Below are 13073 nucleotides of genomic sequence, written 5' to 3'. Positions count from 1 at the left end.
AGACCGGGCCGCATCAACGCGCGCCCACCGGTTGGCTGCCGATGCGCACATCGGCCGCATCGCGGCTGCGCGCGCGCTCGCCGAGCCACGAGACCCAGCCCAGGCGCGGTGCATTGCCCCTGGCACTGCCCAGCCGCGTGGCGGGCACCTGGGCCTTTTCGAGCGCGAGCTCGGCGTCCCATTCGAGCTCGTCGCCCAGCAGCTGCTGCATCCAGCGCTGCAGCACGGGCCGTGCATCGCCCGTCGGCAGGAACATGCGGTACTGCGCGATGGTCAGCGGGCCCAGGTGCAGGCGCACGCGGTGCTGGCGGTCCCATGCGCGCGTGCCCAGCATCGCGCCCATGCCCATCGAGCGCGAGCTCTCGCCCTGCCCCAGCCGCGTGAGCTCTTCGGTGGGCAAGCGCATCCAGTGGCCGACCCAGCGCTCCAGCGTCACGGGCACGCCGAAGTAGCTGCACAGCACGCGCTCCACGCTCTCCACGTTGTGCACGCGGCGCGCGAGCCAGCCTGAAAAATGCAGGCGCGCGTCGTCATGGATCTCGTCGCGGTCGGTGCGCCCCGGCGTGCCGATGCCCACCAGCGCGCCCACCTGCAGCCGAAAGCGGTCTTCGCCCGGCCGGTCGAGCGCCACGGCCGGGCGCGACTGCGCCCAGGCGCGGTAGAAGTGCAGCGAGAAGCGGTGCGAGAAGCTGTCCAGAAAGGCCAGCCACGTCGGGTCGCCGTGGTTCAGGCTGCGCTCGCGAATGAAGTCGCTCAGGTGCACCGGCAGCGGCCCGTTGGGTCCGATGTAGCCGAAGAACTGCTGGCGCAGGCGCGGCGGCGAATGCGCGGTGGCGGGCTCGAAGCGGCTGAGGCTGGCAGGCGCGAAGGACAGCGACGGCTCCTGCCCTACGCGCACCGGCTCGGCACCGGGCAGCAGCGCGCGGCCCCAGCGCGGCGTGGTGGCGGCGACCGATTCCAACCGGCGCATCACCGCGAAGTAGTCGAAGGCCCACGGCTGCGCCGACCACGCGCGCAGCGCGGCATCGACCCTTGCGCGTACCGACTCCCCCGGGCTCGCCGCTTCGCGGACTTCGCCTCCCCCCTCGCAAGCGAGGGAGCGAGCGCCTTCGGGCGGCCGGGCGGCGCTCACAGAATCTGCCGCGTCCCGCACAGCGGTCTCCAGCGCATGGTCTCGCCCCGGCCCGCCACGCGCAGCACGGTCTCGACGAAATGGTTCACCTCGACATGGCGCGACAGAAAGCGCGCGAGCACGGCGCCGAACAGGAAGGCGCTGTGGCCGTGAAAGGCGTCCTTGTCGACCTCGAGCGTCACTTCGAGGCCGCGTCCGAAGGCGATCGGCCCTTTCAGCGGCAGCCGGCGCGCCACCGGCTTGCTCTTCACCGACAGCAGGCCGCGCACCTGGCCCTGGCGCATCTCGTCCGCATGCACCGCGTAGAGCATCAGCGTTTCGCGCAGCGCGGCGGCGCCCTGCTCGGGCGTGCTGTCGGACAGCGACAGGTAGTTGAGCGCGAGGTGGTCGACCACACGCCATCCGAGGCCCTGGCTCACCACCGGCGACACCGGCCGCGACGGCCCGCGCACCATGCGCACGCGCTGCACGGGGAAGGAGTCGACGCAGTCGAAGTCGTTCTCGCGGCCCAGCGGCATCAACAGCGGCAGGTCGCGGTTGGTGCACAGCGCGGTCACCGCCAGCTGCCGCAGCGTGGCCGCATAGGGCGCCTGCTGCGGATCGACGATCTGCATGTAGACCTCGGAGCCGATGTGGCTGCTGCGGTGGCCCTCGGTGCGCTGGCGGACCGACAGCATGCGCGGCTCGCGCGTGGTCGTGAAGTAGGCCGGGTGGCTGTTGCGGCTGCCGTGGAAGGCCGAATAGAAGGGCCGGAACGCCTGCTCCGCCGCGGTGGCGTCGGCGCCGGGCGCGCCGTGGCCGACGACCTCGGTGACGGTGTGCACCTCGAAGTCCTGCGGGCGCGTGCGGTCGGGCACCAGGTGGAACTGGCTCACGCCCTCGCTCAGCGGCACGCGGTCGAGCCGCTTGGTGAACAGGTTGACGGCCGGCACGCAGTGCAGCTGCACGTTGTCGGCGCTCACCAGCTTTTCGAGCGCCGCATCGCCGCGCGAGAACAGCAGCACGACTTCGACCTCGGTCACCGGCATCGCTGCGAGCAGTGCCTTCAGCCCGCCGACGCGCACGAACTGAAAGCGCTGGGGAAACGCGAAGTACTCCTGCAGCAGCCGAAAGCCCGAGAAGCCGGTGGCGGTGGTGGGCAGCAAGGCCTCGTCTTCCTCGAAGCCGACCGCGCCGATGGCGCTGGCCGGCAGGCTTCGGGCCGTGCCTTGCAATGCACCGCCGGGCGCGAGCGGCCGCACCAGCACGCCGACGGGCTGGCCCAGCGCGCATTCGTGCAGCTGCCAGGCCACGTCTTCCGCGCCGCTGAAATGCAGCACCAGGTCGTCCAGCGCGATCTGGCTGAAGTTCAGGCCCGCCGTTGCGCGCAGCGCGATGCGCAGGCCGCCGCGAATGGCGCGCGACTGCGGGTGCGTGTTCAGCGGCAGGTCGGGCGCGTAGGTGAAGTACTGCGCGCGCTGGATCTCCACGGGCCAGATGCGCAGCGCGCTCGCGGTGCGGAACTCGCAGTGCGTGTTCTGCCCCACCGCCTGGCGCGCGCGCAGGCCGCTGCCGCGCGGCAGCGTGGGGCCGGTCGCGAGGTTCGCGTCGTCGGGGTCGGGCACGAAGGACGCGACCACCATCGCCGGCGTGGGCGCGAGGAAGTGCGGGTAGACGATGTCCAGCAGGTGGCCCGTGAAGCGCGGGTACTCGGCGTCCAGCTTCAGGCCCACGCGCGCCGACAGGAATGCGGTGGCCTCGATGAGCCGCTCCACATACGGGTCGGCCACTTCCTGGCCTTCGATGCCCAGGCGGTGCGCGATCTTCGGGAACGCGCGCGCGAACTCGGCGGAGCTTTCGCGGAAGTAGCGCAGTTCCTGCTCGTACAGGCTCAGCAGCCGAGGGTCCATGTCATTTCTCCGGGAAGGCGGCCGCCGCCGGGCCGCCCCAAGGCGAGCCGCGCCTCCCCCTCGGGGGGTGGCGAATTACACGGAGCGCAGCGCAGTGAAAAGCCGGGGGGCTCATGATTTCTGCGCCATGTCCACGATCTCGATGCGGCCTTCTTCGAGGTCTACGCGGCTTCGCATCAGGAACTCGAGCGGCACGGGTTGCGCCCACAGCATGCCGCGGATCTGCAGGCCGATGCTGTTGTGGGAGTCCAGTGCGGCGCCTTCCATGACGAGTTCCACTTCGAGGGTGCGGGACAAAATGCGCGGCTCGAACTGCAGGATCGCGTTCTTCAAAGCCTGTTCCATGCTGACACGCTGCACCGACGAGGTGAACTGGCCAGACAGCATAGGCAATCCGTAGTTCAGCACCGAGCGCGCCACGTTCGGGTACTGCTTGTCGTCCATCGCAAGGCCGTGGCCGGTGGCATTGAAGAGCCAGCCCAGGTCGCGCAGCACGGCCTGGCGCAGCGCCTGCTTTGTCAACGTGCGCTTGTCGTCGCCCTCGCGTTGCTCGGTGGGCGCATGGTCGACGAGGCGGTCGAGCAGCGAGGGCTGCAGGCGCTCCTGCGCGGTGAGCTCAGCCATCGACAAGGCCCCCGGCGCCCTCGACACCATCGGCCGCCGGCGTGAACAGGATCTCGCGCACGTCCATCAGCGCGTACTCGCCGGCATCGCTGCCGAGCACGCGCTGGCCGTGGCCGGCCCACACCTCGGGGCGCAGTTCGCGCCACTCGGTCTTGCGCGCCAGGCGCAGCTCGCCGTCCTCGCTTTTTTCGGTGCCTTCGTAGCGCGTGGGAACGAGCGCCAGGGTTTCGCCGCCGTTCTCGAACTGCAGGTGCGCGGGCATCCACACGCAGTCGCGCAGGTCTTCGGGCGGTTCGATCTTGATGTGCGCAAGGCGTGCGTAGGGAATCCAGTAGTACTTGCCGTTGACGAAGGCCTCGAGCACCGGGCCCAGGCGCATGTCGGCGTCGGCCAGCCATTCGAAGGGCGCGCCGTCGATGGTGCCGGCGATGGCGGGCGCGCCGTCGAAGGCGCGCTGGCGCAGGTCTTCGGCCAGCGCGCTTTCGCCGCGGCCCTGGCGCAGCAGCGACTCGATGAGCAGCGCCAGCCACTCGTCGGGCTGGCCGAAGATCATCGGCGTGCGCGTGCCGGCGAACACCTCGGCGCGCAGGCCTTCGCAGCGCACCGCCTCGCCATACACCTGCTTCATGGGCACGGCCAGCGCGTCGAGTTCGGCCGCGACGGTGAGCTGGTTGAGCGCGCGCTCCCACTGCCCGAGCACGCACAGCAGCTGCGCCATGAACACGCGGTGCTTGCTGTCGGCCGGCTTGGCGCGCACATCGTCGCTCAGGGCCTGGAGGGCGGCCACCGGATCGGCGGCCTTGAGGAATTGGGCGGCGGTCGTCATGGCGTGTGGTCCTTGCGGCGTGCCTGATGCGTTCAGGCGCGGGTGAACTGGCATTCGCGCACCGCGCCGCGCGCGCCGGTCGCCTTCTGCGGGGCCGACTTGATCTTCACCGTGCGGTAGCTGATGGAGATGAGCTCCGAGGGCACGCCCCAGTTGCCGCCGGAGTTGAGCACCAGGCGGCAGATGCGCGCGTTCTCCAGCACCATCTCGAAGGTCGACTGAGCGTCGGGCGCGCGCTGGTCGCCGCCCGACTTGAAGGCGCTGATGACCACCTTCAGGTCTTTCTCCTGCGCGCGCAGCAGGCTGGCGATGGTGCCGGTGGCCGCGTCGCTGCGCCGCGCCACGATCAGGTTGTTGGGCACCACCTGGTTCTGCGCGGACGACTCGGGCACCTGCACCGACCAGTAGTAGCCGCCGATGCTCAGGCGCGCCTTGCCGTCCTCGAACGAACGCTCGAGCTCGCCTTCGACCGGCGCGCCCTTGCTCTCGATCATCATGACCAGGTCGGTGTCGGCCGAGCCCGCACCCACCAACTCGTAGAACTGCCGCGCGTCTTCAGGGCTCCAGGAGCCGTCGTCGAGAAAAGCCATATCACCTCCGGTGTTCGGAAAAAAGACTGAACCGGGCTCCGGGGCACCGGCCTCATGGCCGCGCCCCGCTGCCTGCAGTACCGTCGCGCCGCAGCAGCGCGGCGAAGACCTCGCGCTCGCCGCGTTCGGGCGGCGGCTGCCCGCCGCGCACGCGCACCTGCGACACATCGGCCTGCGCGAAGCTCAGGCCGAACAGGCGCGGGGCGCTGTAAGGCACGACCGGCACGGCCATGACCAGCAGGCGCGCGTCGCCGGCCGCGTCGAGCCAGGGCAGCTCGAAGCGCTGCACCGCGGGCTGTTCGGGTGTGCCGCGCTTGAAGCGGTTGGTGTCGCCGAGTGCGTCGGGGTACACCGACTGCAGCGTGCCGCGTGCGTCGATGCCGGCGACGACGAGGTCGAGCGAGCGGCCGCCGGTGTTGCGCACGCTCAGGCGCATGCGCTCGCCCGCGCGCAGCGAAGGCAGCACGCTGGCGGCCTGCGCGACGCTCGTGCTGCGCAGCAGGGTGTCGCCGTTCCAGACTTCGAGCGCGGCATCGAAGCCGTCGAGCTGGCCGCCGCTGCCGTAGGCCTGCAGTTGGCCGAGCCACTTGAGCTGCGCCAGGGCCTGCAGGCGGCGGCGCAGCGCGGCGGTGTCGGGCACGAGCACAGCGGGCACAGCCACGGTGGACAGCGCGGCGCCGAACATCGGCGCGAGCAGTTCGAGGCGGTGGCCCGAGGCGCCCTGGTCGGTCCAGCGCACGTCGGCACCCGATGCCTCGTCGGCCGTGCGGATCGCAGCCGGGTAATCCAGGCTCAGGCCGGCGGGCAAGGGCTTGTCGGTGCGCACGCGCAAGGCGGTGGCGGCGGGTTCTCCCAAGGGCGTGACGCTCCAGAAGGCGCTGCCCGGCACCTCCTTCAACGCCGTGGGCACCGCGAGCCACGCACCGCCCAGCTTGATCTGCGCGACGGTGGCCGCGGCGCTGCGCACCGTGCCGTCGTCGAGCGTGGCGAGCACGCGCACCTCCTGTTGCGGCGCCAGGCCGTCGAGCAGGCCGGCCTTGACCGACAGGCTGTCGCCGCTGCGCTGCGCGCGCCACACCGGGCGCGTGGACGCGGGTGCGCCGCTGTTGGCGAACAGCGGCGCGTCGAGGTTGCCTTCGGCCACGGGCGACGGCAGCTCGCGCGTGGGAAAGCGCTGCGCCAGTTCGTCGATGACCGGCGGGTACAGCGCGAGCACGCTTTCGAACAGGTCGCGCCAGGTGGCGGGCCTGCGCGACAGCGCCTCGACCACGGCCCAGGTCAGCAGGCCCTGCGGACGGGCATTGCGCGCGTTGCGGGGCAGGCGCAGCTCGGGCGTGATCTGGTGGCTCTCGGAGGCGAAGAAGGCGACGTAGCGGGCGCGCGGCACGGCCTCTGCCGGCATGGGCACCGGCATGAGGCGCGCGGGTGCGTTGCCGCCGGCAAGCTGCGTCGCGCGCAGGCCGCGCCAGCGCACCTCGTCGCCGGGCGGGCCTTCGGCGGTGGCCGGTGCGTCGGCGGTGCCGCGCGTCATGGAGTTGGCGGAGCAGGTGTCGAACACCGAGGCGATGAAGACGTTCTTCGCGAGGAAGGACTGGATCCACGCATCGAAGTCGACATCGCGCAGGTCGCCGGTGAGCACCGTGTCGGCGCCGAGCGTGCCGCGCACGTCGCGCGCCAGGAAGTTCTCGGACAGGCCGTCGGGCTCCTGGTAGCGCTTGGCGGTGTCGCGCAGGCGGGTGCCATGGCCGGAGAAATACAGCAGCACGAAGTCGCCGCCTTTCGACTGGGCCAGCAGGCGCGCGAGGGCGTCGTGGATGGCTTGCGATTCGGGCAACGCGGCGCCGCCGACGCCGTCGGCCAGCACGGTGATGTCGGGGGCGGCGAAGCCTTGCTTGAGCAGGGCGTCGCGCATCAGCATCACGTCGTTGCGCGGCGCCTGCAGCCACAGGGCCTGCGGCTGGTTGACGAGTTCGGAGACGCCGACGAGCAGCGCGCGCGGCGTGGCGAAGGCGAGGCTGCCGCAGGCGAGCAGCCACAGCACGAGCAGGGCCTGCAAGAGACGCTGCTGCCTTGCTCCTTCCCCTTCCGGGGGAAGGCTGGGATGGGGGCAGGCGGCGTTGGACGGGCCGACAGCAACGGATACGCCGCTGGCCCCCACCCCGACCCTCCCCCGGAAGGGGAGGGAGAAAGACAAAAGCAGGGCGCGGCAACTCATGGCCGCTCCGACGCCGGCCCGGCCGACTCGACCAGCGGCGAATCCGCCAGCACCGCCAGCGCGTCCACCGGCTCCGGCACGCGCAAGAGCCATGCACCGCCCCCGCCGGGCCCGCCCACCACGTCCGCCGAGATCGACTGCAGCAGCCGGTCGGCCTCGTCCATGCGCACGCCGTCCTTCCAGCGCACCACCAGGTCGGCCCTTGCGGGCGCGGGTGCACTCGGCACGGCGCGAAAACGCACCTCGTCGTCTTCGGCCACATCGCGCCCGCCGAGCAGCCCGATGTTCTGCACCAGCACGAACAACGCCAGCACCGCGAACGCCGGGCGCGCCCAGCCTTCCGCGCCGAACCAGCGGCGGATGCTGCCCCACCAGCCGCCTTCGGGCCGAGCCTGCGGCCGTGCACGCACGGACGGCTCGGCGCCCTCTTCCGGCGGCGGCACCAGCGCCCCGGCCAGCTGCAGCCCCGCGTTGCGGTACAGCCCCTGGTAGTCGGCCCGCGGGTCCTGCGGCCCCAGCGGCGTGCCCGACAGCACGGAGAACACACCGCCCACGGTGCGCAGCGCGATGCGCCCCGGCTCGGGCGCGATGTCCGGCGCGGCGTGCGCGGCCCATTCGTCGTGCACCGCGCGGACCGCCGCCAGCCGCGTGGCCGACAGCTCGCCGAGCACGCGCGCGCACAGCTGCGCCCGGGGTTCGAGCGTGAGCACGTTCCAGGTCTGGACGACGCCGAACATCGGCTCGAAGGGCTCGTCCTCAGGCTCCAGCAGCACGTCGAAGACGCCGGCCCAGTCGGCCTCGCCCGCGGCCATCCAGCCCTGCCAGAGCTCGCGGTGGATGCAGCGGTCGAGCAGCACGCCGAGCAGCCGGCCTTCATGCACCACGCTGACGAGCCGCCCCGGTGCCCAACGCGCCGGGAAAGCGCGCCGCGCGACCGCCTCGCGGCGCCGGGCCAGTTCGGCCAAAGGCAGCAGCAGGTCGGAGGCGGTGGCCATCGATGCGGATGGGGTCCTGGTCCCGGGAGCCGCACCCGGCATGGCCACGACCACCGAACCGGAGGCAAGAGGCCCGTCGTCCGCTTCGGCATCGGGCACGGCCGCGCCGGTTTCCAGCGCGTTGCGGATCACGCTGAGCGGGGGCCAGAGGTCGTGGGTCATGGCGTCTGTTCCTGAATGGCTATGTCTTCAGGCATAAGACGCTTCAGCACCCAGGATTTTGAAAACCTGCAGGATCGCGTCCATGTTGCCGGGCTCCAGCGCAATGCCCAGCGTCTGCTGCAGCCAGCCGCCGAGCCGGGTCTTCGCGTAGTCGGCCGTGAGCCCCTCGCGCTTGTGCACCAGGCCCAGGCGACCCGCGCGGTAGTGGTACGACGCAATGGCGTGGCGAGACGCGATGCCCGACAGCCCGCCCTCCGCCTCCTTGCCGAAGCCCTCGCACAGCAGCAGGCGTTCGGGTTCGGGCAGTTCGGCGATGAAGGCCCGCGCGGCCAGCTGCACCTGCTGCGCGCTCAGGCCGTGCTCGGCCAGGCAGCCCTCGGGGTCTTCGCCCGCGCCGACTTCGTCTTCGAGCTGCGCCTCGGTGATCTGGTCGCCGATGGACAGCTTGCGGCGAAACGAACTCGCGCGCGTGCAGTCGATGAGGTAGCGGCGAAAGTACGCGCACAGGGCGAAGGCGGTGGACGGCGCGCTGTGGCCCGCGCGCTCTTCGGCCTCGTCGGGATCGGCAGGGTCGGTGTTCAGCCGCAGCACCTTCACGTAGATGAACTGCGCCACCAGCTCCTGCCGGCCCTCGCCCAGCACCTGCAGCTCGGGCGGGTTGCAGGCCCCCAGCGCCTCGCCCACGATGCGGTACATCGAGCCCATGTCGTTCGGGGACAGCGTCTGCCTGCGCCGCCAGAGGCGGACGAGTTCGGAGCTTTCCGCGGACGAGAGCGTCTCTTGCATGGGGATTCGAAGCGCCCGATCGGTCAGTCGTCGACGCAGCTGCCTTCCGAAGGCACCAGGCATTGCGGCAGGTCCGCACCCACCGCGGCGCCGCGCGTGCGGATGGTGGACGACACCGCGGCCTGCGCCACGGCCAGGCCGCGCGGCAGAAGAATCCACAGCTGGCCACGCTCCTTCATGCGGCGCGCGTTGGTCGCGGCCTGCTGGCCGTTGCCGAAGAAATAGTCGGCCCGCACCGCACCGCGGATGGCGCCGCCGGTGTCCTGCGCAATCGTCAGGCGCTGCATCGGCGCGCCGCTGCCGGGCGTGCGCGTGGACACGAACACCGGGTAGCCCAGCGGCGTGCTGCGCGGGTCCACCGCAATCGAGCGCCCGGCGGACAGCGGCACGCCGAAGGCCCCCACCGGCCCGCCGACGGGCGAGGTGGCCTCCTTGAAGAACACGTAGCTCGGGTCCTTGATGCCCGAGCCCGCCACCGCACCGGCCGTGCGCCGCCCCGGCACCACGACCGGGCCGCTGGCCACCGGCCGCGCGAGCGTGAAGCCACGCGTGCGGATCGCGCTGCTGTCGACGGCGCCCGCGTCGTCGTCGTCGCTGCCGTCGTCCAGCTGCAGCTCGATGGACGAGCCGCGCACCTTCACCGCGCTGCGCGGCTTGCCGTTGGCGGCCTGCGCGATGGTCGGGCGGAAGGGCTGGCCGTTCTGCTCGGCATAGGCCACGCGCACGACGTCGCCGTTGGCCATCCTGATGCGCCCGGAGCCCTGGATCTGCATCTCGTACAGCGCGGTGGCGCTGCTCACGAAGGCCAGCACCTTGGCGTTGGGCGCGCCCTTGGTCTCGATTTCTTCGCGCGTGTAGTACGGCAGCAGCTGCTTGCCCTCGACCCGCAGGCGCACCTTGCGGTCGAGCGTGTCGCGCGCAACGCCCGAGAGGTCGAGCGCGTACAGGCCCGGCGCGCCCATGTCGCGCGTGCTCAGGCCGGTCTGCACGAGCACGTTGCGCCCTTCCACGCGCGCGGCCACCGTGCCGTTGCCTGCGGGCAGCTTGCGCGCATCGGCGAACAGCATGTCTTCCGGCTGGCCGTACACGGGGTAGATGAATGGCGCGCCGTACTGGCGGGCGCCTGCGATCTCGGGCTCAAAGTAGCCGGTGACCACGCCGTCGGGGCGGCGGTCGTCGTCGCGGATCTGGTAGGCCGAGAACTCGCTTTCGAAGAAGCCCCGGATGGCGTTGGTGCTTTTGCCGTCGATCTTCAGCGCGCGGGCGCACACGTCCTTCCATTCGGCGCCGCGCCCGGTGAGCACCTTGCAGCTGCCGAGGAAGGCGGGCCAGCTTTCGGAGAAGTCGTCGCGCGACCAGCCCGGCACCGCGTCGAAGCCGACCGAGGTGTAGGTGGCCAGCTGCGTGGAGAAGGTGCGCGCCTGGCCGGCCACGCTGGCGCCGGCGGGCGCCGACGGGCGCGGGGTGGCGGCGTCGGGCGCGGTGGCCGTGGCGTCGCCTCCCGCCGGTGGCGGCACGGCGCAGCCGGCCAGGCAGGCCATGGCCGCGACCGAGGCCCATCGAAGCGCTGAGGTGACGAGATGCTGCTGCTGCCGGGTGTTCATGAAAGCCTCCTTGTCCAAAGAACGGCGGCCCGAAAGAGGCCGACCCTCTGCAGACGATTACTTCTCGACGATTTTGAAATTCGCGACGCCGTACACGTCGTTGCATGGGGCGCCCGGCGCGCCAGGCCCGCACACGGGCTTGCCCAGCAGCGGTGACGGACCGGTGCCGCGCGCGGCCTCCAGCGCGGCGAGCACCGGCAGCGGGAACACCGGAAACACGCCGTCGTTGCGCACGCCCGCGGCGCTGAAGTCGCGCTCGTGCTCGCTCACCAGCACCGCGAACTGGTCGGTGCCGGCCGGCCCGCCCGCGTCCATCGGCCACGAGGCGCGCGGCAGCGAGAGCGCGCCGCCGGCGGCGATCTTGTTGTACTTGTCCAGCAGGTTGGGGAACAGCAGGAACATCTCGCCGCCGCTGGACAGCAGGAACACGTACACGAAGCCCTCGCGCTTGCTGCGCACCTCGAAGGCCAGGCGGTCCTTGCCGATGGCGACCTCGGGCTTCTTCGGCGCGGCCGTCACGTCGAAGCCCGCCGCGGCGCCGGCCGCGAGGGACTGCAGCGATTCGGTGGGCGTGCGCGGTGTCGGCGGGGGAGGTGGTGGTGGCGCTGGAGGTGGCGGGGCTTCGGCGACCTTGGTGTCGGGTTGCTGTTGCTGCTGCTGCGGCGGCGTGACGGCGACGGTCGGCTTGCCGCCGCTGGCGTCCGCACCACCGCCCGCGCGCCCCTGCAGCCACCACCAGCCGCCGCCGGCTGCCGCCGCGAGGACGGCGACCGATGCGAGCGCTGCGATCGTCTTGTTGCCCTTCTTGCCTGCGTTGCTGTTGCTGCTTGCGGGCGCAGGTGCCGGCGGCGGCGTCTTTCCGCCCGCCTTGCTGATGGCCTTGTTGCCGCCGGCGATGACGGTCGCGGCTTCGGCGTTCGTCGCGCCGGTGTGGCGCGGCGGCTGCGTGCGCGGTGTCGGCGCGATGCTGTGGCCCGCGTCGAGGGCGAGCGCTTCGCGCAGCTCGGCCATCGACTGCGGCCGTTGCTCGGGCCGCACGCCCAGGCCCGCGTCGATCGCCTGCAGCAGGCCCAGGCTGTAGCGCTGGCGCAGGATCTCGTTGCCCGCGAGCGGCACGTAGCTGTCGGACAGCAGGCGCGCCACGGAGGGTGGCGGCGCGCGGCCGCATACGGCCACGTGCATCACGGCCGCGAGCGCGTACACGTCGGTCCACGCGCCCTGCGACATCTCGGGCATCTCGGCGTACTGCTCGATGGGTGCGTAGCCGGGCTTGAGGATGACGGTGATGGCCTGCGTCTTGTCGGTGATCACGCGGCGCGCGGCGCCGAAGTCGAGCACCACCGGGCGGCCCGAGCCTTCGAGCAGGATGATGTTGTCGGGCGCGATGTCGCGGTGGTAGCAGTTGGCGTTGTGCATCACCGCCAGCGCCTGCGTGACGCCGTCCATGATGCGGATGAGCCAGGCCTCGTCCACGCCGGCCGGGATGGCGACCAGGGCCTCCCTGAGCGTGTCGCCGCGGTAGAAGGGCATGACCATGTAGGTGGTGCCCTTCTCCTGCCAGAAGCGGTAGACCTTGAGCAGCGACGGATGGTCGAACTGGGCGAGCAGGCGGGCTTCGTTGATGAAGCTGCGCATGCCGAGGTCGAAGGTTTCCCTGTGTCTTTCCGACAGGGGGGCGACTGTGCCGTCGTGCTGTCTTGTGGACAACGACGTCGGGAGGTATTCCTTGATGGCTACGACGCGTTCCAGCGTGTGGTCCCAGGCTTCGTAGACGACGCCGAAGCCGCCCTGGCCTATGACTTTGGTGACTTCGAATTCTGCGAGGCGGCTGCCTACGGGGAGGAGGCCTGCGTCGTGGCTTGTGTTTGCTTGCTGGCTGCCTGGGATGCTGGTGGGGGTGCCGGCTGTGATGACTGTGGCGGATGTGTCGCTCGACGTGGTTATGGGCTGCGCCGGCCGGGGCACTACTCGGGTGCGGTCGTCTTGCTTGTTGGAGTCGGTCATCGACTGGCTCCTTTTTGGGCGTTGGCTTGGCTTTGCTTCCCGGGGCCGGGTCTCGCCCCGGCGGGCGAGCTACTTTCTTTTGCTTCGCCAAAAGAAAGTTGCCAAAGAAAAGGCGACCCCACTGGCTGCGACCCTCCGCTTCGCTGCGGGCAACCTGCGGTGCTCACGTTTCGCGGGGTCTCGCCCAAACTCGCTTCGCTCAAACAAGGGCGAGCCCTCATCCGCGAAACGCTCCGCTCCTCGGCG

At 71.2% G+C, this 13073-nt stretch carries 10 protein-coding genes; all 10 read right to left on the bottom strand.

The features are described from left to right. Positions 1 to 13 precede the first annotated feature (13 nt). The 10 genes from tssG to ACSFA5_RS26405 all read right to left on the bottom strand — a co-directional run bounded on the left by tssG (position 14) and on the right by ACSFA5_RS26405 (position 12827). Positions 14 to 1132 carry a type VI secretion system baseplate subunit TssG gene (tssG, locus tag ACSFA5_RS26450; RefSeq protein ID WP_435447018.1) on the bottom strand — a complete coding sequence of 373 codons (1119 nt, stop codon included), beginning with the start codon at positions 1130 to 1132 and terminating at the stop codon, positions 14 to 16. Continuing rightward, complete coding sequence (gene tssF / locus ACSFA5_RS26445; RefSeq protein ID WP_435447017.1) at positions 1129 to 3021, bottom strand: type VI secretion system baseplate subunit TssF; 1893 nt, start codon at positions 3019 to 3021, stop codon at positions 1129 to 1131. The genes tssG and tssF overlap by 4 nt, the downstream gene beginning before the upstream one ends. A 111-nt stretch (positions 3022 to 3132) precedes the next feature. Then, positions 3133 to 3645: a type VI secretion system baseplate subunit TssE gene (gene tssE / locus ACSFA5_RS26440; protein WP_435447016.1), complete on the bottom strand. Its 513-nt coding sequence runs from the start codon at positions 3643 to 3645 to the stop codon at positions 3133 to 3135. Then, positions 3638 to 4471: a type VI secretion system accessory protein TagJ gene (locus ACSFA5_RS26435; RefSeq protein ID WP_435447015.1), complete on the bottom strand. Its 834-nt coding sequence runs from the start codon at positions 4469 to 4471 to the stop codon at positions 3638 to 3640. The genes tssE and ACSFA5_RS26435 overlap by 8 nt, the downstream gene beginning before the upstream one ends. A 32-nt stretch (positions 4472 to 4503) precedes the next feature. Beyond that, a complete protein-coding gene (locus ACSFA5_RS26430; protein ID WP_435447014.1) occupies positions 4504 to 5061 on the bottom strand; it encodes a type VI secretion system tube protein Hcp in 558 nt (185 codons plus the stop codon). A gap of 52 nt (positions 5062 to 5113) precedes the next feature. Further along, positions 5114 to 7117, bottom strand: coding sequence for a caspase family protein (locus ACSFA5_RS26425; RefSeq protein ID WP_435447013.1), 2004 nt, complete (start codon positions 7115 to 7117; stop codon positions 5114 to 5116). A gap of 155 nt (positions 7118 to 7272) precedes the next feature. Further along, on the bottom strand, positions 7273 to 8433 hold the full coding sequence (locus ACSFA5_RS26420; RefSeq protein ID WP_435447012.1) for a hypothetical protein: 1161 nt from the start codon (positions 8431 to 8433) through the stop codon (positions 7273 to 7275). 27 nt (positions 8434 to 8460) lie between these two features. Then, positions 8461 to 9219 (bottom strand): hypothetical protein, encoded by a 759-nt coding sequence (locus ACSFA5_RS26415; RefSeq protein ID WP_435447011.1) that lies wholly within the window; start codon positions 9217 to 9219, stop codon positions 8461 to 8463. A 23-nt stretch (positions 9220 to 9242) separates the two neighbouring features. Next, a complete protein-coding gene (mltA, locus tag ACSFA5_RS26410; protein ID WP_435447010.1) occupies positions 9243 to 10823 on the bottom strand; it encodes a murein transglycosylase A in 1581 nt (526 codons plus the stop codon). A gap of 57 nt (positions 10824 to 10880) precedes the next feature. Further along, on the bottom strand, positions 10881 to 12827 hold the full coding sequence (locus ACSFA5_RS26405; RefSeq protein WP_435447009.1) for a protein kinase domain-containing protein: 1947 nt from the start codon (positions 12825 to 12827) through the stop codon (positions 10881 to 10883). Positions 12828 to 13073 lie beyond the last annotated feature (246 nt).

The sequence above is a fragment of the Variovorax monticola genome, assembly GCF_051216855.1.
GTDB lineage: Bacteria > Pseudomonadota > Gammaproteobacteria > Burkholderiales > Burkholderiaceae_C > Variovorax.
This window is presented reverse-complemented; position numbering and strand designations above follow the sequence as displayed.